General features: G+C 73.1%; 19 protein-coding genes and 1 rRNA gene. 15 read left to right on the top strand and 5 right to left on the bottom strand.

Going from position 1 to position 25,753, the window contains the following annotated elements:
- Together rrf and ACGFT2_RS16535 are read left to right on the top strand one after the other, a co-directional pair.
- Nucleotides 1-105: ribosomal RNA gene (gene rrf / locus ACGFT2_RS16530) — 5S ribosomal RNA — on the top strand; the annotation flags it as partial.
- 1,058 nt (nucleotides 106-1,163) lie between these two features.
- On the top strand, nucleotides 1,164-2,156 hold the full coding sequence (locus ACGFT2_RS16535) for a hypothetical protein (RefSeq protein ID WP_393279196.1): 993 nt from the start codon (nucleotides 1,164-1,166) through the stop codon (nucleotides 2,154-2,156).
- Nucleotides 2,157-2,238: 82 nt separating this feature from the next.
- Here the strand turns inward: ACGFT2_RS16535 and ACGFT2_RS16540 are convergent, their stop codons facing one another.
- Nucleotides 2,239-3,522 carry a DUF1015 domain-containing protein gene (locus tag ACGFT2_RS16540; RefSeq protein ID WP_393278434.1) on the bottom strand — a complete coding sequence of 428 codons (1,284 nt, stop codon included), beginning with the start codon at nucleotides 3,520-3,522 and terminating at the stop codon, nucleotides 2,239-2,241.
- 73 nt (nucleotides 3,523-3,595) lie between these two features.
- Here ACGFT2_RS16540 and ACGFT2_RS16545 point away from each other — a divergent pair, with 73 nt between their 5' ends.
- The 4 genes from ACGFT2_RS16545 to ACGFT2_RS16560 are packed head-to-tail and all read left to right on the top strand — an operon-like array spanning nucleotide 3,596 to nucleotide 7,613.
- Nucleotides 3,596-4,624, top strand: a complete 1,029-nt coding sequence (locus tag ACGFT2_RS16545) for an HAD hydrolase-like protein (protein ID WP_393278436.1) — start codon at nucleotides 3,596-3,598, stop codon at nucleotides 4,622-4,624.
- Nucleotides 4,625-4,681: 57 nt separating this feature from the next.
- A complete protein-coding gene (locus ACGFT2_RS16550; protein ID WP_393278438.1) occupies nucleotides 4,682-5,725 on the top strand; it encodes a FecCD family ABC transporter permease in 1,044 nt (347 codons plus the stop codon).
- On the top strand, nucleotides 5,722-6,768 hold the full coding sequence (locus ACGFT2_RS16555) for a FecCD family ABC transporter permease (protein ID WP_393278440.1): 1,047 nt from the start codon (nucleotides 5,722-5,724) through the stop codon (nucleotides 6,766-6,768). Before ACGFT2_RS16550 ends, ACGFT2_RS16555 begins: the two co-directional genes overlap by 4 nt.
- Nucleotides 6,765-7,613, top strand: a complete 849-nt coding sequence (locus tag ACGFT2_RS16560) for an ABC transporter ATP-binding protein (RefSeq protein ID WP_393278442.1) — start codon at nucleotides 6,765-6,767, stop codon at nucleotides 7,611-7,613. The genes ACGFT2_RS16555 and ACGFT2_RS16560 overlap by 4 nt, the downstream gene beginning before the upstream one ends.
- 61 nt (nucleotides 7,614-7,674) lie before the next feature.
- Here ACGFT2_RS16560 and ACGFT2_RS16565 read toward each other — a convergent pair whose 3' ends face one another.
- Nucleotides 7,675-8,022 (bottom strand): sterol-binding protein, encoded by a 348-nt coding sequence (locus ACGFT2_RS16565; RefSeq protein WP_393278444.1) that lies wholly within the window; start codon nucleotides 8,020-8,022, stop codon nucleotides 7,675-7,677.
- 42 nt (nucleotides 8,023-8,064) lie between these two features.
- Between ACGFT2_RS16565 and ACGFT2_RS16570 the strand changes: the two genes are divergently transcribed.
- The 5 genes from ACGFT2_RS16570 to ACGFT2_RS16590 all read left to right on the top strand — a co-directional run bounded on the left by ACGFT2_RS16570 (nucleotide 8,065) and on the right by ACGFT2_RS16590 (nucleotide 13,957).
- A complete protein-coding gene (locus ACGFT2_RS16570) occupies nucleotides 8,065-8,364 on the top strand; it encodes a hypothetical protein (protein WP_393278446.1) in 300 nt (99 codons plus the stop codon).
- A gap of 57 nt (nucleotides 8,365-8,421) precedes the next feature.
- Nucleotides 8,422-9,237 carry a TlyA family RNA methyltransferase gene (locus tag ACGFT2_RS16575; protein ID WP_393278448.1) on the top strand — a complete coding sequence of 272 codons (816 nt, stop codon included), beginning with the start codon at nucleotides 8,422-8,424 and terminating at the stop codon, nucleotides 9,235-9,237.
- Nucleotides 9,234-10,139 carry an NAD kinase gene (locus ACGFT2_RS16580; protein ID WP_393278450.1) on the top strand — a complete coding sequence of 302 codons (906 nt, stop codon included), beginning with the start codon at nucleotides 9,234-9,236 and terminating at the stop codon, nucleotides 10,137-10,139. The genes ACGFT2_RS16575 and ACGFT2_RS16580 overlap by 4 nt, the downstream gene beginning before the upstream one ends.
- 316 nt (nucleotides 10,140-10,455) lie before the next feature.
- On the top strand, nucleotides 10,456-12,198 hold the full coding sequence (recN, locus tag ACGFT2_RS16585) for a DNA repair protein RecN (RefSeq protein WP_393278452.1): 1,743 nt from the start codon (nucleotides 10,456-10,458) through the stop codon (nucleotides 12,196-12,198).
- A 583-nt stretch (nucleotides 12,199-12,781) separates the two neighbouring features.
- Nucleotides 12,782-13,957 (top strand): glycosyltransferase family 4 protein, encoded by a 1,176-nt coding sequence (locus ACGFT2_RS16590; protein WP_393278454.1) that lies wholly within the window; start codon nucleotides 12,782-12,784, stop codon nucleotides 13,955-13,957.
- 33 nt (nucleotides 13,958-13,990) lie between these two features.
- Here ACGFT2_RS16590 and ACGFT2_RS16595 read toward each other — a convergent pair whose 3' ends face one another.
- The 3 genes from ACGFT2_RS16595 to ACGFT2_RS16605 form a co-directional block, all read right to left on the bottom strand.
- The gene (locus ACGFT2_RS16595; protein WP_393278456.1) at nucleotides 13,991-15,673 is read right to left on the bottom strand and encodes a PucR family transcriptional regulator; all 1,683 of its coding nucleotides are present in this window, start codon (nucleotides 15,671-15,673) and stop codon (nucleotides 13,991-13,993) included.
- A 274-nt stretch (nucleotides 15,674-15,947) separates the two neighbouring features.
- Nucleotides 15,948-17,330, bottom strand: coding sequence for an FAD-binding protein (locus ACGFT2_RS16600; protein ID WP_393278458.1), 1,383 nt, complete (start codon nucleotides 17,328-17,330; stop codon nucleotides 15,948-15,950).
- Between the two features lie 134 nt (nucleotides 17,331-17,464).
- Entirely contained in the window at nucleotides 17,465-19,267 is a 1,803-nt protein-coding gene (locus ACGFT2_RS16605) for a glycoside hydrolase family 15 protein (RefSeq protein ID WP_393279198.1), read from the bottom strand.
- A 533-nt stretch (nucleotides 19,268-19,800) separates the two neighbouring features.
- Here ACGFT2_RS16605 and ACGFT2_RS16610 point away from each other — a divergent pair.
- From ACGFT2_RS16610 to ald, 4 genes are all read left to right on the top strand, one after another.
- On the top strand, nucleotides 19,801-21,450 hold the full coding sequence (locus tag ACGFT2_RS16610; RefSeq protein ID WP_393278460.1) for a CTP synthase: 1,650 nt from the start codon (nucleotides 19,801-19,803) through the stop codon (nucleotides 21,448-21,450).
- Nucleotides 21,451-21,525: 75 nt separating this feature from the next.
- Nucleotides 21,526-22,152, top strand: a complete 627-nt coding sequence (locus ACGFT2_RS16615; RefSeq protein WP_393278462.1) for an NUDIX domain-containing protein — start codon at nucleotides 21,526-21,528, stop codon at nucleotides 22,150-22,152.
- A 163-nt stretch (nucleotides 22,153-22,315) separates the two neighbouring features.
- Nucleotides 22,316-24,382: a tetratricopeptide repeat protein gene (locus ACGFT2_RS16620; RefSeq protein WP_393278465.1), complete on the top strand. Its 2,067-nt coding sequence runs from the start codon at nucleotides 22,316-22,318 to the stop codon at nucleotides 24,380-24,382.
- A 140-nt stretch (nucleotides 24,383-24,522) separates the two neighbouring features.
- Nucleotides 24,523-25,647, top strand: a complete 1,125-nt coding sequence (gene ald / locus ACGFT2_RS16625) for an alanine dehydrogenase (protein ID WP_393278467.1) — start codon at nucleotides 24,523-24,525, stop codon at nucleotides 25,645-25,647.
- Nucleotides 25,648-25,753: the final 106 nt, after the last annotated feature.

Raw genomic sequence — 25,753 nt, forward strand, 5'->3', positions numbered from 1 at the left:
AGCGTGAGGGAAACGCCCGGTTACATTTCGAACCCGGAAGCTAAGCCTCACAGCGCCGATGGTACTGCAGGGGGGACCCTGTGGGAGAGTAGGACGCCGCCGAACAATCTTTGGGAAGGACCCCTGGTCCCCAGCGTTCAGCTGGGACCAGGGGTCCTTTCGTTTTTACAATGCTTGCGGTACCGAAGACAGGAGTCACCATGTCCACCAACTCTCCCGACGACCGACCGGAGCGCGACCAGCGGCGACGGGACAGTGGTGACCGCGGTGACCGTGGCGGCTTCCGCCGCGACGACCGCCGTGATGACCGCGGTGACCGTGGTGGCTTCCGTCGCGACGACCGCGGTGGCGACCGTCCCTCCTACCGCCGCGACGACGACCGTGGTGGTCACGGTCGGCGTGACGACAACCGGGGTGGCTTCGGCCGCCGTGACGACCGCCGCGATGACCGCGGCGACCGTCGTGACGACCGCGGTGACCGCGGCGGCTTCCGCCGCGACGACCGCCGTGACGACAGCCGCGGTGGCGGCGGCTACCGCCGTGAAGGTGACCGCGGGCCTCGCCCCGGTTTCCAGCGCGACGACCGCCGTGAGGGTGACCGCGGGTCCCGCCCCGGCTTCCAGCGCGACGACCGCCGTGAGGGTGACCGCGGGTCCCGCCCCGGCTTCCAGCGCGACGACCGTGACCGTGGCGACCGCGGCGGCTTCCGCCGCGATGATCGCCGTGACGACCGCGGTGACCGCGGTGGCTTCCGTCGCGACGACCGCGGTGGCGACCGTCCCTCCTACCGCCGCGACGACGACCGCGGTGGCGACCGTCCCGCCTTCCGCAGGGATGACCGCCCCTCCTACCGCAGGGACGACCGCAGGGACGACCGCAGGGACGACCGCAGGGACGACCGCAGGGACGACCGCCGAGACGACCGGCGGGACGACCGGCGCGGCGAGGACCGGGGTGGTTTCCGGGGCCGTGACGACCGGGGTGACCGTGGCGGATTCCGCGGCCGTGACGACCGCGGTGACCGTGGCCCCCGTCGGGACGACCGTGGCGGTCGGCCGGGTGGCCTCCGGGGCCGCGACGACCGTGGCGGACGGGACGACCGCCGTGGTGGTGGCCGCTTCCGCGACGACCGCGACCGCGACCGTGACCGCGACCGCGAGCCGATCAAGCGGCTGCCGATCCCGGAGGACGTCACCGGCGAGGAGATCGACAAGGACGTCAGGCAGGAGCTGCAGAGCCTGCCCAAGACGCTCGCGGACGACGTCGCCAGGAACCTGGTGATGGTGGCCCGGCTCATCGACGAGGACCCCGAGGGCGCGTATGCCTACTCCAAGGTGGCCCTGCGTCTGGCGTCCCGCGTCGCCGCCGTGCGCGAGGCCGGTGGCTTCGCCGCGTACGCGAACCAGAAGTACAGCGAGGCCCTTGCCGAGTTCCGTGCCGCGCGGCGCATGACCGGCTCCGTGGAGCTGTGGCCGGTGATGGCCGACTGCGAGCGTGGGCTCGGCCGGCCGGAGAAGGCACTGGACATGGCCGGTGCCCCGGAGGTGCAGAAGCTGGACAAGGCGGGCCAGGTCGAGATGCGGCTCGTCGCGGCCGGCGCCCGGCGGGACATGGAGCAGCTGGACGCGGCCATCGTGACCCTGCAGAGCCCCGAGCTGGCGTCCAACTCCGTACAGCCGTGGACCGCGCGGCTGCGGTACGCCTACGCCGACGCTCTGCTGGCCGTGGGCCGGGACCGCGAGGCGCGGGAGTGGTTCGCGAAGGCGGTCGAGGCCGACCGGGACGGCAGCACGGACGCCTCCGACCGGCTCGCGGAACTCGACGGAGTCGAGTTCATGGACGCCCTCGACGAGACCGGCACCGAGGCCGAGTCCCGCCCCGAGGCCGAAACCGAGACCGTCGCCGACGCCGACGCTGACGCTGACGCTGACGCTGACGCTGACGCTGACGCTGACGCTGACGCCGACGCCGACGCCGAGGTCCGGAGCCCGGACGACGACGCGTCGGACGACGACGCGTCGGACGACGACGAGGCGGACGACAACGCGTCGGACGACGACGAGGCGGACAGCAACGCGTCGCACGACGAGGCGGAAGAGTCCGGCCAGTCCGGCCAGTCCGGCCAGTCCGGTCAGGTGGACGGCGACAAGGACTGACGTAGGTCATCGAGAAGAGGGCAGGCTCCTTGTGGAGCCTGCCCTTTTTCATGTCCTCCCCCGGGAGGTCCGCCCTCGGCGGTCAGGTCTCCAGTGCGCGCAGCACCAGCCCTGAGGCCGGTTTCGGGCCGAAGGACGTCGACTTGCGCGGCATGGTCACGCCCTGGCGGGCCAGGTCGCGTACGACCTCCTCGTGGACCGGGTGCATCAGTACGGCCGTTCCGCCGTCGCGCTCGGCCTTCTCCACCGTGGCGGCCGTGTCGTGGATGTAGGCGATGTGGGCCGGGGAGTCCTCGGGGATGTGCCAGACGTGTTCGAGGAGCGTGGCGTGCAGGACCGTGGCGTCCAGGGAGCGCCAGGCGGCCGGGCGGTCCGCCGGGATCGTCCGGCCCAGCAGTGCCGGGTCGGGACGGTCGAGCAGGTGGAAGGCGCCGTCGCCGGCGAGCAGGAACGCGTTGCCCGCGCCGGCCGCCTCGCCCAGTGCCTCCTGCGCCTGGGTCAGGGGCGTGTCGAGGCGCCGTACCCGGAACAGGCCGTCCACGGCGGACAGCGCGTCGGCGACCGGCAGGCCGTGCAGCAGACGGTGGATGGCGCGTACGCGCAACGGGTAGCGGACGGTGTCGACCAGGAGGACCAGGCCGTGGTCCCAGGGGCTGGGGGAGGGGTGTTCCGCGCGCAGCCGGAGGTAGGTGGCCCAGCGGTGGTGGCCGTCCGCGATCAGGGCCTGGTGGCGGGCCAGCTCGGACTGGATGAGCGACTGGTCGGCGGCGTCGGTGACGGACCACAGGCGATGGTGGAAGCCGTCCTCCGTGGTCGTCGCGAGCAGCGGGGGACCGGCCGCCGTCCGCTCGACGACCTCGGCGGCCGTGCCGTTGCCGCGGTAGGTCAGCAGCAGCGGCTCCAGGTTCGCCCGGGTGGCGCGCATCAGGGCAGCGCGGTCCGCGACGACGGGCGGCATGACGTCCTCGTGCGGCAGTACCACGCCCTCCTCGGGCTCCGAGACGCGTAGGGCACCGATCACGCCGCGCTGCAGCATGCCGTCGCCGTCCCGCTGCTCGTACACGTACAGGCCGGGCTCGGAGTCGGCCGCGAGGATCCCTTCGTCCAGCCAGCGGCGCAGGGTGTCCGCCGCCTGCTCGGTGCCTGCGCTCGGCGTGCCGGCCTGGGGCAGAATCAGCCGGACGATGTTGTACGGGTCGGCCGACTGGAGGTGGTGGACCCCGTCGGGCCGTACGACGACGTCGTACGGCGGAGAGGTGACGGAGGCCAGGCTGCCGACCCGTTCGGGGTCGTAACGAAGGCCGCGGAACGGGGTGAGTTCCAGGCCTCGGCGCGCCGTTGCTTCCGAGTGACCTGCAGTGTTCATCCCGGCATCGTACGTGTCCGGGCGGCGTGCGGGATGATCGGGGGAAAAGCGAGTGAACGAGGAGCGATGTGACATGAGCCAGGGCGTCAGGACGAGGCCCGAGGGCAGTGGGCAGCCCCTGAGCGAGGCGTACGACACGGCGCTGCTCGATCTCGACGGGGTGGTGTACGCGGGCGGGAACGCGATCGCGCACGCGGTGGACTCGCTGGCGGCGGCGCGCGACGGCGGGATGCGGTTGGCGTACGTCACCAACAACGCGCTGCGGCCGCCGGACGCCGTGGCCGGGCATCTGACGGAGCTGGGCATACCGGCGGGGGCCGAGGACGTGATCACCTCCGCGCAGGCCGTCGCCCGGCTGATCAGCGAGCAGGTGCCGCACGGGGCGCGCGTGCTGGTGATCGGAGGTGACGGACTGCGGGTGGCGCTGCGCGAACGGGGGCTGACCCCGGTGGAGTCCGCGGACGATGATCCGGCGGCGGTGGTGCAGGGGTTCGGCGGGGCCGATCTGCCGTGGGGGCGCTTCGCCGAGGCCTCGTACGCGGTGGCGCGCGGGGTCCCGTGGTTCGCGTCCAACACGGACCTGACGATTCCCAGCGGGCGGGGGATCGCGCCGGGCAACGGGGCGGCCGTGGAGGTCGTGCGCATCGCGACCGGCGCCGAGCCGCAGGTGGCGGGCAAACCGCTGCCCCCCATGCACAAGGAGACGATCATCCGGACGGGTGCGAAGCGGCCGCTGGTGGTCGGGGACCGGCTGGACACCGACATCGAGGGCGCGTTCAACGGCGAGGTGGACTCGCTGCTGGTGCTCACCGGCGTCACCGACGGGGCCGGGCTGCTCGCCGCGCCCCCGCGGCACCGGCCCACGTACGTGGACGCCGATCTGCGCGGTCTGCTCTCCGGCCAGCCGGAAGTGACCGAGGAGGGTGACGGGTTCCGCTGCGGTGGCTGGACGGCGTCGGCCGGCGCGGACCGGCTGGAGCTGGCGGGCGACGGCGAGGCGCTGGACGGGCTGCGGGCGCTGTGCGCGGCGGCCTGGACGGCGGCAGGGGACGGTTCCTGCGCGCTGGACGGCGCGAAGGCGCTGGCCCGGCTGGGGCTTTGAGCCGCGGGACGTGCCCCGGGGATCGAGAGAACAGGCAGGGTAGGCTAACCTAACCGGGTGTTGGTCGACAGTCCTACGGAACAGTGCGCGGAGACCGCCCCCGCGCCCCCAACCCGCCGGGCGGTGAGGGTCCTTGGGCTCTTGCTCTCCGTCGCGATCCTGGTGCTCGTCGCCCTGGCGAGCATCGCGATCGGGGCGAAGGCGCTGCCCCTGGACCAGGTCTGGCACGGCCTGTTCCACGACACGGGGAGCTACGGCGACGTGGTCGTGGACGAGCGGCTCGCCCGTACCGTCCTCGGACTGCTGGCCGGTGCCGCGCTCGGCCTGTCGGGCGCGGTGCTGCAGGCGCTCACCCGGAACCCGCTGGCCGACCCCGGTCTGCTCGGTATCAACGCCGGCGCCTCCGCCGCCGTCGTCACGGCCACCACCTACTTCGGTGTCACCAGCCTCAGCGGCTATGTGTGGTTCGCCTTCGCCGGCGCCGCGGCGGTCGGCGCGCTGGTGTGGTTCCTGGGCGGCAGCCGGGGCGCCACGCCGGTCCGGCTCGCGCTCGCCGGTACGGCGATCAGCGCGGCCCTGTACGGCTATCTGCAAGCCATGATGATCTTGGACGACGCGGTGCTGGGCAAGATGCGCTTCTGGACGGTGGGTTCGCTCTCCTCCGCCTCGAACGCCACCACCCTTCAGGTGCTGCCCTTCCTCGCGGTCGGCGCGGTCCTCGCGCTCGCGCTGGCCCGGCCGCTGAACGCGGTGGAGATGGGCGACGACACGGCACGCGCTCTCGGCGCCAACCTCAACCGCACCCGCGCGCTGGCCATGCTGGCCGCCGTGCTGCTGGCCGGGGCCGCGACCGCCGCCTGCGGTCCGATCGTCTTCGTCGGCCTGATGGTCCCGCACGTGGTGCGCTCCTTCACCGGCCCCGACCTGCGCTGGATCCTGCCCTACGCCACGGTCCTGTCGCCCGTCCTGCTGCTCGGCGCCGATGTCGCCGGCCGCGTCGTGGCCCGGCCCGCGGAGCTTCAGGTGGGCATCGTCACCGCGCTCGTCGGCGGCCCGGTCTTCATCTTTCTCGTACGTCGGCGGAGGACGGCCCAGCTGTGAAGACACTCTCCAAGAGCCGTGCCGTACGCACTCCCGGCGGGCTCTCCCTGCGCCTGGACCCGCGTGCCCTGGTCGTCGTCGTCCTGCTGCTGGCGGCCGCCTGTGCCGCCGGTGTCGCGCTGATCGGCACCGGCGACGCGCAGATCCCCGCGGCCGACGTGCTGCGCACGCTCGCCGGCGACGGCACCGCCTACCAGGACTTCATCGTCAACGAGCTGCGGCTGCCCCGGGTCCTGGTCGGCCTGCTGGTCGGCGCCTCGCTCGGCCTCGGTGGCGCCCTGTTCCAGTCGGTCTCCCGCAACCCGCTGGGCAGCCCCGACGTGCTCGGTCTCGCCCAGGGTTCGACGGCCGGCGCCCTCACCGTGATCGTGCTGCTGTCCGGCAGCGCCACCCAGGTGACCATCGGCGGTCTGGTCGGCGGCCTGGTCACGGGCCTCGCCATCTATCTGCTCGCCTGGCAGCGGGGCGTGCACGGCTACCGGCTCGTCCTGGTCGGCATCGGTGTCAACGCCGTCGCCACCGCGGTCAACGGCTATCTGCTCACCAAGGCCGATCTGGTCGACGCGGCCCGTGCGGTGGTGTGGATGACCGGCTCGCTCAACGGCCGTGACTGGGAACAGGTCTGGCCGCTGCTCGCCCTGTGCGCCGTCGTGGTGCCGCTGGTCCTCGCCAACGCGCGCGGCCTGCGGATGATGGAGATGGGCGACGACGTCTCGAACGCGCTCGGCGTGCGCGTGCAGCGCGTGCGGCTCGTGCTGATGGTCTCCGCCGTCCTGCTCACCGCCGCCGCCACGGCCGCCGCGGGCCCCGTCAGCTTCGTCGCGCTGACCGCGCCGCAGCTCGCCCGCCGGCTGACCCGCTCCCCGGGGCCGAACCTGGTGCCCTCCCTCTGCATGGGAGCCGCTCTGCTGGTCGCCGCCGACTGGGCCTCCCAGCGCGCCTTCGGCGCCGACGAGCTGCCCGTCGGCGTGGTCACCGGTGTCCTGGGCGGCGCCTATCTGCTGTGGCTGCTGGTCACCGAGCGCCGGGCAGGCCGGATATGAGCGGCACGAACACGAACACGACTAGGAGCACTGTGAACCGCCTGTCCGCCGAGAGCGTCACCCTCGCCTACGACCAGCGTGTGATCGCCGAGCAGCTGTCGGTGGAGATTCCCGACAACTCCTTCACGGTGATCGTCGGCCCGAACGCGTGCGGCAAGTCGACGCTGCTGCGGGCGCTGTCGCGGATGCTCAAGCCCAGCCGGGGCCGCGTGCTGCTCGACGGCCAGGCCATCCAGGCGATGCCGGCAAAGAAGGTCGCCCGCACCCTCGGACTGCTGCCGCAGTCGTCCATCGCGCCGGACGGCATCACCGTCGCCGACCTGGTCGGCCGGGGCCGCTACCCGCATCAGGGCCTGCTGCGCCAGTGGTCCGCAGAGGACGAGCGGGTCGTCCAGGAGTCGATGCGGCAGACCGGCGTCGCCGAGCTGGCCGAGCGGTACGTGGACGAACTGTCCGGCGGTCAGCGGCAGCGGGTGTGGATCGCCATGGCACTGGCCCAGCAGACCCCGCTGCTGCTCCTGGACGAGCCGACCACCTATCTCGACATCCAGCACCAGATCGACGTTCTCGACCTGTGCGCCGAGCTGCACGAGACGCAGGGCCGCACCCTGGTCGCCGTCCTGCACGACCTGAACCACGCCGCCCGCTACGCCACCCACCTCATCGCCCTGCGCGGCGGCGAGGTCATCGCCGAGGGCGCGCCGAACGAGATCGTGACGGCCGAGCTGGTCGAGCGGGTGTTCGGGCTGCGCTGCCAGGTCATCGAGGACCCGGAGACGGGCACCCCGCTGGTGGTGCCGGCCGCGCGGAAGGCACGGGCCGAGAAGGTCACAGCAGCCTCCTGAGCCGGAGCAGGTCCAGCGGGCGTCATAGCAGCTTCCTCAGCCGGAGCAGGTCCAGCGGGCGTCACAGCAGCTTTCTGAGCCGGAACAGGTCCAGGAGGCTCGCCTCCAGCTTCACCCGGCCCCTGCTCCAGGCGGTCGCGAAGGTCAGCTCGCCGTCCACCAGAGCCACCAGGTCGTCGCCGGCCATGGCGAGCCTGATCTGCGCCTTCTCGCGGGGCGACCCCGGACGGGTCTCCTCGACCTCGATCCGGCCACCGGTCATCCGGCCCGCGAAGGTGACGTCGAGATCGGTGATGTGGCAGCTCACCGAGCGGTCCAGGGCGGCGGCCGCGCGGACGTCGCCCTCGGAGTCCTGCATGTTGTCCGAAAGCTTTCCCAGTGCGGTGCGGCACTCCTCGACCGTGGCCATCGCCACCGACGTTACCCCAGCGGTTCGGGGTAGCGTCTGGGCATGAGCGAGTCCGTGTCCGAGGCCGTCCCGCAGGCCGCCGAGGACGTCCCCGAGCCCGAGCCGGCGCCCGAGTACGACCCCGCCGCCCCGGCCCCCCTGAACGTCCCGCGCACCCCCACCGGCAACGCCGAGGTCGACGCCGGGCTGCAGCGGCTGGCCGATGCCGACCACCTCGCCACCGACGGACACGTCGAGGTGTACGAGGATGTACACGGAGGGCTGCGGGACGCGCTCGCCGCGCTCGACGCCCGCCCGGGGCCGCCGGCTCCCGGCCGGCCCCCGACCGCCGCCCCCCGGTAAGACCCCCGGGTCGCACCGACCGATCGCCGTACCACCAGAGCAGGAGCTGAACCGAACGTGGCAGGAGTCGCACGCCGTCGTCTGGACGCGGAGCTGGTCCGCAGGAAGCTCGCGCGTTCACGCGAGCACGCCGGCCAGCTGATCGCCGCCGGGCGGGTCTCCGTCGGCAAGACCGTGGCGACCAAGCCGGCCACCCAGGTGGAGCCCGCGGCGGCGATCGTCGTCCAGACCGACGACAGCGATCCCGACTACGTCTCCCGCGGCGGACACAAGCTGGCCGGCGCGCTGGCGGTCTTCGTGCCGCAGGGCCTCGTCGTCGAGGGCCGGCGCGCGCTGGACGCCGGCGCGTCCACCGGCGGCTTCACCGACGTCCTGCTGCGCGCGGGCGCCGCCCACGTCGTCGCGGTGGACGTCGGTTACGGTCAACTCGCCTGGTCCCTGCAGAGCGATGAACGCGTCACCGTCAAGGACCGTACGAACGTACGCGAGTTGACGCTCGAGGCGATCGATGGGGAACCAGTGGATCTTGTCGTGGGCGATCTGTCCTTCATCCCGCTCGGGCTGGTGCTGCCGGCCCTGAAGCGGTGTGTGAAGCCGGACGCCGATCTGGTGATGATGGTCAAGCCGCAGTTCGAGGTGGGCAAGGAACGGCTGGGCAGCGGGGGTGTCGTACGGAGTCCGCAGCTGCGGGCGGAGGCCGTGCGTGCAGTGGCCGAGAAGGCCTGGGAGCTGGGGCTCGGGGTGCGTGGCGTCACCGCGAGTCCGCTGCCCGGACCCTCGGGGAACGTCGAGTACTTTCTCTGGCTGCGGTCCGGGGCTCCCGCACCGGACCCGGCCGACGTCGAGCGTGCAGTGGCGGAGGGGCCGCGTTGACACAGAACCGGGCGCGAACTGTTTTCCTGCTGGCCCACACCGGGCGGCCCGCGGCGATCCGCAGTGCGGAACTCGTCGTCAAGGGCCTGCTGCGGCACGGCATCGGGGTGCGGGTGCTGGAGGAGGAGGCGTGCGATCTGCCGCTGCCGGACGAGGTGCAGCTGGTCAAGGAGGCGACTCCGCAGTGCCTAGACGGCTGTGAGCTGCTGATCGTGCTCGGCGGCGACGGCACCCTGCTGCGGGGCGCCGAGTTCGCACGGGCCTCCGGGGTGCCGATGCTCGGCGTCAACCTCGGGCGCGTGGGATTCCTCGCGGAGGCCGAGCGGGACGACCTCGATCGGGTGGTCGACCGGGTGGTGGCGCGGTCGTACGAGGTCGAGGAGCGGATGACCGTCGACGTGGTCGTGCACCGCAACGGCGACATCGTGCACACCGACTGGGCGCTGAACGAGGCGGCCGTGCAGAAGGCGGGCGCCGAGAAGCTGCTGGAAGTGGTGCTGGAGATCGACGGGCGCCCGGTGACCGGCTTCGGCTGCGACGGGGTCGTCCTGTCCACGCCGACCGGCTCCACGGCGTACGCGTTCTCCGCCGGCGGCCCCGTGGTGTGGCCCGAGGTGGAGGCCTTGCTGATGGTGCCGATCAGCGCGCACGCGCTGTTCGCCAAGCCGCTGGTCACCTCGCCGGACTCGGTGCTCGCGGTGGAGGTCCTGCCGCACATCCCGCCGGGCGTCCTGTGGTGCGACGGGCGGCGGACCGTGGAACTGCCGCCCGGGGCGAGGGTGGAGGTCCGGCGCGGGGCCGTGCCCGTGCGGCTGGCCCGGCTGCACCACTCGTCGTTCACGGACCGGATCGTGGCGAAGTTCGCGCTGCCCACCACCGGCTGGCGGGGGGCGCCGCACTAGGGGCCGTCCGACGGTTCCCGTCCGCCGCGCGACGCCGGACAGCACGCGCGCCGCAGCGGCCCCGGACCCGGGTACGTCCGGTACGCGGGCCTGGAGCAGGCACGCCGGGAGCACGCACCCGACGCCGCGCGGCCGCCCGTCGGGCGGGACGCGCATCGCCGGACAGGCCCAGGCGGCGTTCGTGGGGATGGGTCCGTTTCGCCGGCGGGTGCGGGTGCTTCGCGGCTCGTCGCGCGGTTCCCCGTGCCCTCCCCGGCCGGACCACTCGCCGGAGTGACAAGGGCGGCCTGTGTGCACTCCCCGCCCCGGACCTCGTATGGTCTGTTCCGTGTTGGAGGAGATGCGGATACGGTCGCTCGGGGTCATCGACGATGCCGTCGTCGAGCTGTCACCCGGGTTCACAGCCGTCACCGGTGAGACGGGTGCGGGCAAGACCATGGTGGTCACCAGCCTCGGGCTGCTGCTCGGTGGCCGGGCGGACCCGGCGCTCGTGCGGATCGGCGCCGAGAAGGCGGTCGTGGAGGGGCGGATCGCCGTGCCCGCCCACGCCGCCGCCCTCGTACGCGCCGAGGAGGCCGGAGCCGAGCTGGACGACGGGGCCCTGCTGATCAGCCGTACCGTTTCGGCCGAGGGCCGCTCCCGCGCCCATCTGGGCGGGCGCAGCGTGCCGGTCGGGCTGCTCGCAGAGCTGGCCGACGACCTGGTGGCCGTGCACGGGCAGACCGACCAGCAGGGGCTGCTGAAGCCGGCCCGGCAGCGGCAGGCGCTCGACCGGTACGCCGGGGACGCGGTCGCCGGGCCGCTCGACAAGTACACGGAGGCCTACCGGCGGCTGCGGGCCGTCGTCGCCGAGCTGGACGAGATCACCACCCGCGCGCGTGAGCGGGCCCAGGAAGCCGACCTGCTGCGCTACGGGCTCGAGGAGATCGCCGCCGTGGAGCCGCGGGCCGGGGAGGACGTGGAGCTGGCCGAAGAGGCGGAGCGGCTGGGGCACGCCGAGGCGCTGTCGTCCGCCGCGACGGTCGCGCACGCCGCTCTCGCGGGCAACCCGGAGGACCCCGAGGGGATCGACGCCGCGACACTCGTCGCGGGCGCCCACCGGGCCCTGGAGGCCGTGCGGTCGCACGATCCGGCGCTGGCCGGGCTCGCCGACCGGATCGGGGAGATCGGGATCCTGCTGGGCGATGTGGCGGGTGAGCTGGCGGGGTACGCCGACGATCTGGACGCCGATCCGCTGCGGCTGGCCGCCGTGGAGGAGCGCCGGGCCGCGCTCACCGGGCTCACCCGCAAGTACGGGGAGGACGTGGGCGCCGTCCTGGCCTGGGCCGAGCAGAGTGCCGCGCGCCTGACCGAGCTGGACGGCGACGACGAGCGGATCGGGGAGCTGGCCGCCGAGCGGGACGCGCTCCGCACCGAACTGGGCGCCCTCGCGCAGGCGCTGACGGACGCGCGGTCCGAGGCCGCCGAGCGGTTCGCGGCCGCCGTCACGGCCGAACTGGCCTCGCTGGCGATGCCCCACGCACGCGTGTCCTTCGACATCCGGCAGACCGAGGACCCCGAGGGCGTCGAGGTCGGCGGCCGTACCGTCGCCTACGGGCCGTCGGGCGCCGACGAGGTGGAGCTGCTGCTCGCCCCGCACCCCGGCGCCCCGCCCCGGCCCATCGCCAAGGGCGCCTCCGGTGGTGAACTGTCCCGCGTGATGCTGGCCGTGGAGGTGGTGTTCGCGGGTACCGACCCCGTGCCGACGTATCTCTTCGACGAGGTCGACGCCGGTGTCGGCGGCAAGGCGGCGGTCGAGATCGGGCGGCGCCTGGCGAAGCTCGCGAGGACCGCGCAGGTCGTCGTGGTCACCCACCTGCCCCAGGTGGCGGCTTTCGCCGACCGGCAGCTGCTGGTCGAGAAGACCAACGACGGATCCGTCACCCGCTCCGGCGTGAAGGTCCTGGAGGGCGAGGAACGCGTCCGCGAGCTGTCCCGCATGCTGGCCGGCCAGGAGGACTCCGAGACGGCCCGCGCACATGCGGAGGAGCTGCTGGCGGCGGCGCGGGCGGATCTCTAGCGGGGCCGGCGGACGGCCGGGGGATCGGCGCACGAAGGTCCGGCTCCCGCCCGCCGCCCGCCGCCCGCCGCACCTCCGAGCCGGGGCGCCCTCCTGCGGGCGCCCGGCCCGGTCGCGCTCGGCGGCGGCTCTCGTGGCGGCTGACCGGAGTGCGGGGCCGCTCGGGTGCGATGGCCGCGCCCTTGCGCGGCAGGCGGCGCCGCGCCGCCGGCGCAGCGAGGCGGTGCCGGGGAGTCGTGGCCGCTGCCGCCCGGAGAGAACGGGTGAGTCCGGTGGGCCCCTCGGCCGTGAGCGTCCGACCTCGCCGAACCGCGGTGCACGGGGGTCGGCCGTGCCGGGCCTCCCTCACCCGTGTGGGTGGCGTGCACCGGCGCATCGCCCCCGCCCGCCGCACGGTGCGCCCTCCCGCGTTTACCGGAACGGCCGTGTCTCCTGGCATGCTTGACCGGAGCGCGGGGCGGGCGACGGGCCGGCACAGCCCGTGACGGAGGCGCGCGCGGTACGTCCTTCCACCCCCCTGCGCCCGCTACCGTCTGTACGTTTCCTCGTGACCGCACCGCGTCGAACCAGGAGCCCCGGCCCCGTGAGCCCCGTGAGCAGCAACGCACCGCACGGCCAGTCGCCGCTGCGCACCGTGCAGGTGCTGGGCGGAGCCAACGCCGGCAGCAGCGCGCACGTGCGGTCCCTCGCCGAGGGGCTCGTCGCACGGGGCGTGCGCGTCACAGTGTGCGCCCCCCTCGAAGCCGACCACGCCTACGATTTCACCGGGGCCGGTGCCGATCACGTGCCGGTGCCCCGCAGCAGCGACCCGGTCTCCGTGGCCGCGCTCCGGGCCGCCTGCGCCGACGCCGACCTGGTGCACGCCCACGGCCTGCACGCCTCCTTCCGCTCCGCGCTCGCCCTCGGCGGGCGCTCCACCCCCCTGGTGGTGACCTGGCACAACCGGGCGCGGGCCGAGGGCGCGCGGGCCCATCTGCTGCGGATGCTGGAGCGACGGGTGGTGAAGACCGCGGCCGTCGTCCTCGGCACCAGCTCCGACCTGGTGGACCGGGCCCGCCTGAGCGGTGCGCGCGACGCCCGGCTCGCGGCGGTCGGCCTGCCCGGACAGCGCCGGTCCTGCCCGCTCGACCCCGGGGGCGACGCGGCGGAGGGCTCCCCGTGCGCCGACGACCCCGACGGGCGGCGGCCCAAGGTCCGGGCCGAACTCGGTGCCACCGGCCGCCCGCTGCTCATCGCGGTCGGCTCCCTCGACCGGCACCGCGGCTACGACGTCCTGCTCGACGCGGCCCGCGCCTGGCGGGACCTGGATCCCGTGCCGCTGGTCTTCGTCGCCGGGGAGGGCCCGCTGCGGCCGGTGCTGCAGCGGCGGATCGAGGACGAGGGGCTGCCGGTGCGGCTCATCGGCCGCCGCGAGGACGTGACCGAGCTGCTCGCCGCCGCCGATCTCGCCCTGCTGACCAGCAGCTGGGAGTCCCGGTCCGTGCTCGCCCAGGAGGCGCTGCACGCACGCGTGCCGCTCGTCGCGACCCGCGTCGGCGGCATCCCGGACCTCGTCGGTGACGCGGCCGAACTCGTCCCGTACGGCGACGCGGAGACGCTCGCCCACGCCGTCGTACGCCTGCTCGCCGACCCGGGACGGCGTGAACTGCTGCGGGAGCGGGGCGTGCGGCAGGCCGCGGGCTGGCCCACGGAGGACGAGACGGTCGCCCAAGTGCTCAGCGTGTACGACGAGTTGACCCAGCCGCGACCGCTGGTCTAGCCACGGCCCGCTCGCCCGGCCGCGGCCGCTCGCCTAAGGGACGTGGCGGCGGGCGCGCAGGGCCAGGCTCAACGCCAGGACCGTGTGCGGGTCGTCCAGGTCGGTGCCGAGCAACTCCCCGATGCGGGCGAGGCGGTTGTAGAGGGTCTGGCGGTTGAGGTGCAGTTCGCGGGCCGTCTCGGCCTTGCGGCCGGCGTGCGCCAGATACGTCTCCAGGGTGGGCAGCAGGGGCGGCCGGGAACGGTGGTCGTGGTCGCGCAGCGGGCCGATCGCGCGGTCCACGAAGGCCGCCAGGTCCGGGTCGTCGCGCAGCCGCCACAGCAGCAGGTCGATGTCGAGACGACGGGCGTCGTACCAGGGCCGGTCGCCGAGGCCCTGCGCCGCCGTCGCCGTCTGCGCCGCGTGCCGCAGTCCGGCCGAGGCCGCCGCCCAGCCGCCCGCCACCCCGACCACCACCACCGGCGCAGCGGCGCCGGGCCGCTGCATCCCGGCCCGCTCCACACCCGCGCGCAGCGCCGCCGCCACCCGGTCCGCGACCACCGGCCGCTCCGTCTCCGCGCGCAGCCCCAGCAGGACCAGCACCCGGCCCTCCACCGGCCGCACGCCCAGCAGCACCGGCATGCCCACCGCGGCCAGTTCCTCCGAGACGGCCCTGGCCAGCACCGCCCAGCCGCCGCCCCGCTCGGCCGCGCTCGTGCGGGCGGTCCCGCCGTCCGGGGAGAGGGTGTCCGCGATCCGCATGACCACGGGCAGCAGCGGGCTGGCGCCGGGCTTGAAGCCGAGGACCCGTGCCTGCGCGGGAGCGTCCTGCGCCGCGATCCGGCCCTCGGCGAGATCGGTGAGGAAGTCGCCGCGGCCGCGCGCCGCCAGCTCCTCCTCCTGCCGGGCCTGCATCAGCACGACGGCCAGGATGCTCGCGGCCCGCTCGGCGGCGATCCGGTGCACCGGGGCCAGCGGCGAGCGGACCGGCAGCAGCACGAGCCGGGCCCGCACCGAGCCCGCCGTACCGGGACCGCCGCCGGGCACGTCCACGAGCACCGAGCCGGCCGGCGGCGGGGAGTCCTTGTGCGGACCGCGCAGCCCCTCCCACACCTGCAGCGGGTCGGCGCCCTCCGGACCGGACCCGGCGGCGTACAGCAGCCGGCCGTCCGCCGTCTCCAGGAACACCGGGTTCGCGCCGAAGTCGGCCAGGATGCCCAGCACCTGCGGCACCCCGCCGCCGCTCAGCAGCGCCTCGGTACAGCGCCGGTGCACCTCCTCCGCCCGCTGCAGCAGCGCGTAGTGGCCGTTGACGATCTCGGTGTGGATCTCCTCGGTCACCGTCACGAACGGCACCTCGCGGTGCAGCTGGACCAGGGGGAGCCCCGCGCTGCGGGCGGTGTCGACCAAGGCGGCGGGCAGCCGGCTGAAGCGCGGGCCCAGCTCCACCACCAGGGCGGCGATCCCGCGCTCGGCGAGGGTCCGCACGAAGGCCCGCTGCTCGGCCGGGCGGGTGCCGAGGCCGTAGCCCGTGGTGAGCAGGAGTTCGCCGCCCTTGAGCAGCGAGGCGATGTTCGGTACCTCGCCCGCGTGCACCCAGCGCACGGTGCGTCCCAGCCGGTCGGCGCCCGCCAGGATCTCCGGCAGCCCGCTGCGCAGACCGGGCAGCTCCAGTGCCCGCTGAACGGTGATCCCGGCGCCCTGAGTGGCGAGTCTGCTCTCCGTGCCGCTGTCCATGCAGCGGACGCTACCTGCGTGAACGCCCGAAGGACATCTCCGGACCACACCGGCCGGACGTTCCGGACCACACCGGCCCGCCGTCCCGGACCACACCGGCCGGACGTTCTGGACCACCCCGACCCGCCGTCCCGGACCACCCCGGCCGGACGCTCCGGACCACCCCGGCCCGCCGTCCCGGACCACACCGGCCGGACGTTCGGGACCCGACCGGGCCGACGCCCGGGACCCGACCGGGCCGACGCCCGGGGACCGGCCGGCCCGGCGTGCCGGACTACACCGGCCGGATGTTGTGGTTGAAGCGGAAGACGTTGTCCGGGTCGTAGCGCCGCTTCACCTTCTCCAGACGCAGCGTGTTCCCCTCGCCCAGGCCCGCCCTGACCCGGTCCGGGCCCTCGTCCCCGATGAAGTTCAGGTAGACGGCGCCGGTGCTCCACGGCCGGACCGCGGAGCGGACACTGCGGACCCAGGAGATCGCCCGCTCGTCGTCGACCGGGTCCTCCCAGACGGCGAAGGGGTGCGCGGCCCAGGCCGCGTCCCGGTACGGCACCGGGTACTCCTGCGGACCGGCGGCGATCGCCCCGCCCTGCGGGAACAGCAGGTGCCGGGTCCCGGTCGGCACCGGCATGCTGTCCCCGAGGGCGCAGAAGGACTCCACCAGATCGTCGGGGAGAGCGTTCAGGTACTCCGCCGACCAGTAGTTCCGCATCCCGGGCGGATCGTCGAGCAGGCACTGCACGTCGGCGTACGGCATGTCACCGGCCAGCTCCACCTCGTGTGGCAGCGCGAGCATCGGCCGGGCGAGCCCCCGCAAGGAGTCCTCGCCGCCCGCGTAGGTCAGCACCGCGGCGCACAGCAGCTTGCCCACCAGCTCCGCGGGGGTGAACTCCTCGGGTGGACCTGTCAGATACAGCACCGCGCCGCTCAGCTCGTCCGGCCCGGTACGGATGATCTCCCGGAAGGCGCGCGTCACATCCGGTCCGAGCTGGGGCAGGAACATCAGCAGGGCCACCGAGAAATCGGGCAGCTCGTGCAGTTCGAGGGTCAGCGCGGTGGCGACGCCGAAGTTGCCGCCCCCGCCGTGCAGGGCCCAGAACAGCTCGGGGTTCTCGTCCGCGTTCGCGTGCACCCGCTCGCCGTCGGCGGTCACCAGTTCCACGCCCAGCAGGTTGTCCGCGGCCAGACCGAAGGCGCGGTCGAGCCAGCCGGTGCCACCGCCTAGGACGAAGCCGCCGACCCCGGTGGTCGACGCCCGCCCGCCGGTGGTCGCGAGGCCGTGGGGCTCGGTGGCCCGGTCCAGATGGCTCATCGTCGCCCCGCCCTCGACGCGCACGGCCTCCGCCGCCGGATCGACGGTCACCCGGTGCATCCGGCGCAGGTCCACCACGAGTGCGCCGTCGCCCAGCGCCGACCCGGCCACGCCGTGCCCGCCGCCGCGCACCGCGATCGACAGGTCCAGCTCCCGGCCGAACCGCACGGCCCGCACCACGTCGGCGGCATCCGCGCACTGGGCGATCACGGCCGGCCGGCGGTCGATCATCGCGTTGAAGACCGTCCGGGCGGGGTCGTACCCCGGGTCCCCGGGGGCGAACACATCGCCGACCAGGTCTTCACGCAGCGCGGCGAGGGCCGCGCCCGCCTTCGACAGGGAAGCCATGGCCGCCGCCCTTCGCGAAAGGGGCTGATGTCCGCTTCCAGAGTAGGACCCGTCCGGCGGTTCACCGCAGACGGGAATCGCCGGACAGGCGCCGGCGCGGGTGCGGGCGGCCCGGTCGCGCTCAGCGGCGCCGCTCAGCCGCCGTACGCCCCGGAGGCCGTCAGCCGCAGGGCGGTGTCGATCAGCGGGACGTGGCTGAAGGCCTGCGGGAAGTTGCCGACCTGGCGCTGCAGGCGCGGGTCCCACTCCTCGGCGAGCAGGCCGAGGTCGTTGCGCAGCCCGAGGAGCTTCTCGAACAGCCTGCGGGCCTCGTCCACCCTGCCGATCATCGCCAGGTCGTCCGCCATCCAGAACGAGCAGGCCAGGAAGGCGCCCTCGTCGCCGGGCAGGCCGTCGACACCCTCGTCCTGGCCCTCCGTGGGATAGCGCAGGATGAACCCGTCCGGGGTGGACAGCTCGCGCTGGATGGCCTCGATCGTGCCGATCACGCGCTTGTCGTCCGGCGGCAGGAACCCCATCTGCGGGATGAGCAGCAGCGAGGCGTCCAGCTCCTGGGAGCCGTAGGACTGGGTGAAGGTGTTGCGCTCCTTGTCGTAGCCCTTCTCGCACACGTCCCGATGGATGTCGTCGCGCAGTTCCTTCCAGCGCTCCAGCGGGCCGTCCGCGTCACCGGACTCGATCAGCTTGATGGTGCGGTCCACCGCGACCCAGGCCATCACCTTGGAGTGCACGAAGTGCCGGCGCGGGCCGCGCACCTCCCAGATGCCCTCATCCGGCTCCTGCCAGTGGTCCTCCAGGTAGCGGATCAGCTTCAGCTGGAGCAGGGAGGCGTAGTCGTTGCGCGCCAGACCCGTCATGTGGGCCAGGTGCAGGGCCTCGGTGACCTCGCCGTACACGTCCAGCTGGAGCTGGTGCGCGGCGCCGTTGCCCACCCGGACCGGGGCGGAGCCCTCGTAGCCCGGCAGCCAGTCCAGCTCGGCCTCGCCCAGCTCGCGCTCACCGGCGATGCCGTACATGATCTGCAGGTTCTCCGGGTCGCCGGCGACCGCGCGCAGCAGCCACTCGCGCCAGGCGCGGGCCTCCTCGCGGTAGCCGGTACGCAGCAGCGAGGACAGGGTGATCGCCGCGTCCCGCAGCCAGGTGTAGCGGTAGTCCCAGTTGCGGACCCCGCCGATGTCCTCGGGCAGCGAGGTGGTGGGGGCCGCGACGATGCCGCCGGTGGGGGCGTACGTCAGCGCCTTCAGGGTGATCAGCGAGCGGACGACCGCCTCGCGATAGGGCCCGTGGTACGTACAGTGCTCGACCCACTCACGCCAGAAGGTCTCCGTCGCCTCCAGGGACTGCTCCGGCTCCGGCAGCGGCGGCGGCTGCTTGTGCGAGGGCTCCCACGAGATGGTGAAGGCGATCCGGTCACCCGGGGCCACCGTGAAGTCCGCGTACGTCGTCAGCGACTTTCCGTAGGTCTCCGCCTGCGTGTCGAACCACACGGAGTCCGGCCCGGCGACCGCCACGGTCCGGCCCTCGTGCCTGTGCACCCACGGCACGACCCGGCCGTAGGAGAAGCGCATCCTGAGCGCCGAGCGCATCGGCACCCGGCCGGTGACGCCCTCGACGATCCGGATCAGCTGCGGGGCGCCGTCGCGCGGGGGCATGAAGTCCGTCACACGGACCGTGCCGCGCGGGGTGTCCCACTCCGACTCCAGGATCAGCGAGTCGCCGCGATAGCTCCGCCGGGTGGCCGCCGGGGGGCTGGAGTCGACGGCGTGCGCCGGGCCGAGCCGCCAGAAGCCGTGCTCCTCGGTGCCCAGCAGGCCGGCGAAGATGGCATGCGAGTCGAAGCGGGGCAGGCACAGCCAGTCCACCGTGCCGTCCCGGCAGACCAGTGCTGCGGTCTGCATGTCTCCGATGAGTGCGTAGTCTTCGATGCGCCCGGCCACGTGCAACTCCAGTCGAACGGCCACGTCACCCCCGCGCAGGGGGGCTGTCGCTAGTGCGGTCAAGGGGTCGTTTTATGCGTTGAGCGGTGAAGCAAAGCAGCCGCCGAGCCCTGAGGCAACACGACAGTCCTTACTCAACGAACTGCCGCGCTCTCGTTGTTCCGGGTGATGGTGGCGGGGGTGTGCCGTCGTTCCGGCCGGGCTCGGCAGCGAATGTCCGAGCAGGATACGACGCACGTAGATGATCTGCGTGCCGCTCCGGGCAACCCGTGTGGGCCGAACGAGTGACCAACCGGTGAGAACCATGTGACCGGGGCGTGCCGTGGTGACACATGTCGTGCCGTGCTGTGCCGTGCTGTGCCCGGCCGGGCGCGCAGCGTGGCCGGAAGCCATCGCCTCCAGGCGCTGATACCCTGGTAGCCCGTGGACCGGTGGGCCTGAAACCCCCGAACCGCAGCGACGGCACCCCCGAAGATCCGGGTCGGAGGCCGTACCGCACGACAGACAGCGACCACGGGAGCCCCCTCTTGGCCATGCCGCCGAAAACCACGACGACCAAGCACATCTTCGTCACCGGGGGTGTCGCCTCCTCTCTCGGCAAGGGCCTCACCGCCTCCAGCCTGGGCATGCTGCTCAAGGCCCGCGGCCTGCGCGTCGTGATGCAGAAGCTCGACCCGTACCTGAACGTCGACCCGGGCACGATGAACCCCTTCCAGCACGGTGAGGTGTTCGTCACCAACGACGGCGCCGAGACCGACCTGGACATCGGTCACTACGAGCGGTTCCTCGACCGCAACCTGGACGGGTCCGCCAACGTCACCACCGGCCAGGTGTACTCCACCGTGATCGCCAAGGAGCGGCGCGGCGAGTACCTGGGCGACACCGTGCAGGTCATCCCGCACATCACCAACGAGATCAAGCACCGCATCCGGCGGATGGCCACCGACGAGGTGGACGTCGTCATCACCGAGGTCGGCGGCACGGTCGGCGACATCGAGTCGCTGCCGTTCCTGGAGACCGTCCGCCAGGTCCGTCACGAGGTCGGCCGGGACAACGTCTTCGTGGTGCACATCTCGCTGCTGCCCTACATCGGCCCCTCCGGCGAGCTGAAGACGAAGCCGACCCAGCACTCCGTCGCCGCGCTGCGCAACATCGGTATCCAGCCGGACGCGATCGTGCTGCGCTGCGACCGCGAGGTGCCGACCGCGATCAAGCGCAAGATCTCGCTGATGTGCGACGTCGACGAGGCGGCCGTCGTGGCCTGCCCGGACGCCCGCTCGATCTACGACATCCCGAAGGTCGTGCACACCGAGGGCCTGGACGCCTACGTGGTGCGCAAGCTGGACCTGCCGTTCCGCGACGTCGACTGGACGACCTGGGACGATCTGCTCGACCGCGTCCACAACCCGGACCACGAGATCACCCTGGCCCTGGTCGGCAAGTACATCGACCTGCCCGACGCCTACCTGTCGGTGACCGAGGCGCTGCGCGCCGGCGGCTTCGCCAACCGCGCCCGGGTGAAGATCAAGTGGGTCACCTCCGACGACTGCAAGACCCCGGCCGGCGCCGAGGCCCAGCTCGGTGACGTCGACGGCATCTGCATCCCGGGCGGCTTCGGCGACCGGGGTGTGCTCGGCAAGGTCGGCGCCATCCGCTTCGCCCGCGAGAACAAGATCCCGCTGCTCGGCCTCTGCCTCGGCCTGCAGTGCATCGTGATCGAGGCCGCGCGCAACCTGGCCGACATCCCGGACGCCAACTCCACCGAGTTCGACCCGGCCACCGCCCACCCGGTCATCTCCACCATGGCCGAGCAGATGGACATCGTCGCCGGCGAGGGCGACATGGGCGGCACCATGCGGCTCGGCATGTACCCGGCCAAGCTGGCCGAGGGCTCCATCGTCCGCGAGGTGTACGACGGCAAGGAGTACATCGAGGAGCGGCACCGCCACCGCTACGAGGTGAACAACGCCTATCGCGCGGAGCTGGAGAAGAAGGCCGGCATCCTGTTCTCCGGCACCTCCCCGGACGGCAAGCTCGTCGAGTACGTGGAGTACCCGCGCGACGCCCACCCCTACCTGGTCGCCACCCAGGCGCACCCCGAGCTGCGGTCGCGCCCGACCCGTCCGCACCCGCTGTTCGCCGGCCTGGTGAAGGCCTCCGTCGAGCGGAAGATCGCCAAGTAACACACCGGTTGTACGGTGGCCGGGGTGCATACCTGCAGAGGTGGGCACCCCGGCTTTCGTATGGGAGGACAGGGCATGACGATCATGGACACCCCCGAGGAGTGGGAGATCCGGGCGACGGACACCCCCTTCAGAGGCAACAAGACCTCCGTCCGCACGGACGACGTGGTCATGCCCGACGGTTCGGTGGCCCGCCGTGACTACCAGGTCCACCCCGGCTCGGTCGCGGTCCTCGCCCTGGACGAGGAGGACCGGGTGCTGCTGATCAACCAGTACCGCCACCCCGTGCGGCACAAGCTGTGGGAGATCCCGGCCGGCCTGCTGGACGTGCCGGGGGAGAACCCGCTGCACGCGGCCCAGCGCGAGCTGTACGAGGAGGCGCACGTCAAGGCCGAGACCTGGCGGGTGCTGACCGACGTGTACACCACGCCCGGCGGCTGCGACGAGGCCGTACGGATCTTCCTGGCCCGCGATCTCTCGGAGGCCGAGGGGAAGCGCTTCGAGGCGGAGCACGAGGAGACCGACATGCAGCACGCGCGGGTGCCGGTCGATGAGCTGGTGCGTCGGGCACTGGCCGGCGACGTGCACAACAACTGCCTGGTGGTGGGCGTGCTGTCGCTGGTCGCCGCTCGCGGCGGGGACGGGCTCGACGCCCTGCGGCCGGCCGACGCGCCGTGGCCGGCCCGCCCCTTCGAGGCCTGAGCCCCCCGTCCGGCCCACTGGTGTGAACATCGCCTGATCCGATCGGGCGATGTGTCCGCCGCGCTCGTCACGGAACGTCGCAGAGCGTGAACTAGGCTCTGGAAACGCCCGTACCGGAAGTCACCGGCGGGCTCGCGCGTGCGGTGGGACGGGAGTGTGGCCCGTGACGGATCAGGCGGTGGACACAGACGGAGCGCGGCCGTCCGCGCACTTGGTCGCGGAGAACCGGTTCCTGGGCCGCACGCGAGAGCTGAAAGAGCTGCGCGCCGACATCGAGCGCGCGGGCCTGGACACCCTCTCCGGCCGCAAGGCACCCCGCGCGCGCGTGCTGCTGATCGCCGGCCGTCCCGGTTCGGGCCGGACCGCGCTCGCCGAGGAACTCGTCCGGCAGGTCGCCGGGCGCTACCCCGACGGGGTACTGCGGGCCCGGCTCGGCGAACCCGACGGCAGCCCGGTCCCGGTCGAGCGCGCCGCCCGCGAACTGCTGGCCACGCTGGACCTGCCCGCCCCGGCCGGGGCGGCCGAGGAAGACCTGACCGAGGCCCTGCGCACGGCCCTCGCCGACCGGCGGGCGCTGCTCCTGCTGGACGACGCGGCTGGCGCCGAACAGGTCGACGCGCTGCTCCCGGCGGCCCCCGACTGCCTGGTGGTGGCCGTCTCCGGCGGACCGCTCACCGGCATCGCCGACGTCCGCCCCTGCACCCTGGGCGGCCTCGACACCAAGTCAGCGGTGGAGCTGCTGGCCGGATTCACCGGCTCTGTCCGCATCACCGTCGACCCGCGCGCCGCCGAGAGCCTGGTCGAGGCCTGCCAGGGCCACCCGGCCGCCCTGGTGCTGGCCGGCGGCTGGCTCGCGGCGCGTCCCCAGGCCGCCGTCTCCGACCTCGCCAAACGGCTGCACACCGCCAACGACGACGGCTCCGACGGCAGCCCGCTGGCCCGCGTCCTGCGGCTCGTCCACGCCCAGCTGCCCGGCCCGGCCGCCCGGATGCTGCGACTGCTCTCCCTCGCCCCGGCCGGCCTGATCGACCCGCACACCGCCTCCTCGCTCGCCGGCTGCTCGGTGGACGCGGCCCGCGCCGTCCTGGACGACCTCGTCGCCCACGGCCTGCTGCGCGCGACGCACGTCCCCCTGCCCCAGTACGACGTCCCCGGCTGCCTGCACCCCATGTTGCGCGCCCTCGCCGAGAGCCAGGAGCGGCCCGCGGAGCTGCAGCTGGCCCGGGCCCGGATGCTGGAGCGGACGGTACGGCTGCTGCAGTCCTGCCGGGCGATCACCGAGACGGACAGTCCGCAGGCCCGGGAGAAGCTGAGCGCGATGTCCCGCGAGGTGCGCTTCCCGAATCCCAGGGCCGCCGCCGACTGGCTGCGCATCCGGCGGCCGGCCCTGCTGGCCTCCGCACGTCTCGCGGTGGCCGACGGAGACCTGGACACCCTGGCAAGGAGGCTGCTGTCCCAGCTGGTCAGGGCCATCGTGGCGCATGTCGGCACCCAGGCCGCCGCCCCCGATCTGTACGGCGTCCACAGTCTCGTCCTCGATGTTGCCGAGCGCCGCGGGCTGCCCCGGGAGAAGGCCGCGGCCCTGCTGAACCTGGGCGATCTGGACGCCCAGACCGGCCGCACGAGAGACGCGCTGGCACGATATCGGTTGGCATTGGGGGCTGGACGCGAAGCAAATGACCCGTACGCGACCGGTCGCGCAATGGAATCCGTAGGTGGGGCGTACCAGGAGCTGGGGGACTACGACCGGGCCGCCGACTGGTTCGGCCGGGCCCTGGGCGACCGGCTCGCCCGCGGCGAGCTGGAGCAGGCCGCCCGGCTGTACGGCCGGATCGCCAGCGCCCACACCTACGCGGGCCGCTACGGCGAGGCGCTCAGGAACTGGCGCGCCGCCGTCGCCGGCTACCGCAGGAGCGGCGATGTGGCCGCTCATGCCCGCGCGTTGAGCGAACTGGCCCGGGTGCAGGAGTACGCGGGACGGCCCGCGGAGTCGCTGCGCACCTGCCAGCAGGCGGTGGAGTGGGCGCGCCAGGCCGAGGACGTCCGCCTGCAGGCCGCGCTGCAGCTGCGGCTGGCCGACACCCTGGAGCGGCTCGGCGACCCCGCGTCGGCCCATCTGCACCGCGCCGCGGCCGAGCGCATGCTGGATGAGGAGCCCCCGGAGAGCGAGGAAGGGCGGGAGCAGGGCGTAAAGGCCTGCGAAATCCGTAGTGCATCCGACGAAGATTGATGCAATGAAAGGCTAGACAGCCGGAACGCCTTCATTAAACTGGCTCTGCCGCACGTTCTCCTGCGGTGTCTCCCGGTGTGCCCCCGCACGCCTGGGTATGTCATGCAACGCACCCCCCCATACCCTCTGAGCCAAGGACCGTGATCGACGTGAAGGTCGGCATCCCCCGCGAGGTCAAGAACAACGAGTTCCGGGTGGCCATCACCCCCGCCGGTGTGCACGAGCTGGTGCGCAACGGCCACCAGGTCGTCATCGAGCGGGGCGCCGGCCTCGGCTCCTCGATCACGGACGAGGAGTACGTCGCCGCCGGCGCCGGCCTCCTCGACACCGCCGACGAGGTGTGGGCGGCCGCCGACCTGCTGCTGAAGGTCAAGGAGCCCATCGCGGAGGAGTACCACCGCCTCCGCAAGGACCAGACGCTCTTCACCTACCTGCACCTGGCCGCCTCCAAGGAGTGCACGGACGCGCTCATCGAGTCCGGCACCACGGCCATCGCCTACGAGACGGTGGAGCTGCCGAGCCGCGCGCTGCCGCTGCTCGCCCCGATGTCCGAGGTCGCGGGCCGGCTGGCCCCGCAGGTCGGCGCCTACCACCTGATGCGCGCGGCCGGCGGCCGTGGCGTGCTGCCGGGCGGCGTCCCGGGCGTGACCCCGGCCAAGGCCGTGGTCATCGGCGGCGGTGTCTCCGGCTGGAACGCCACCCAGGTCGCCGTCGGCATGGGCTTCGACGTGACCCTGCTCGACCGCGACATCAACAAGCTGCGCGAGGCCGACAAGATCTTCGGTACGAAGGTCAAGGCGATCATGTCCAACTCCTTCGAGCTGGAGAAGGCCGTCCTCGACGCCGACCTCGTCATCGGCGCGGTCCTCATCCCGGGCGCCAAGGCCCCGAAGCTGGTCACCAACGAGCTGGTGTCCCGCATGAAGCCCGGAAGTGTTCTTGTCGACATCGCGATCGACCAGGGCGGCTGCTTCGAGGACTCCCGTCCCACCACGCACGCCGACCCGACCTTCCCGATCCACAACTCGGTCTTCTACTGCGTGGCCAACATGCCGGGCGCGGTGCCGAACACCTCCACCAACGCCCTCACCAACGCGACGCTGCCGTACATCGTCTCGCTCGCCAACAACGGCTGGGTCGAGGCGCTGCGCCGTGACGCCTCGCTCGCCAAGGGTCTCAACACCCATGACGGCAAGGTCGTTTACAAGGAGGTCGCGGAGGCCCACGGCCTGGAGCACGTCGAGCTGAGCTCGCTGCTCGGCTGACCCCGTGACCTGGTGAGTCGTTAAGTCGCCCTCCGGCAAAAGGCGATTCGTCAACACGACTCGTCAACACCACACACCCGGCCGGACCTTGCCCGACAAGGTCCGG

The organism is Streptomyces sp. NPDC048514 (assembly GCF_043199955.1).
Taxonomy (GTDB): domain Bacteria; phylum Actinomycetota; class Actinomycetes; order Streptomycetales; family Streptomycetaceae; genus Streptomyces.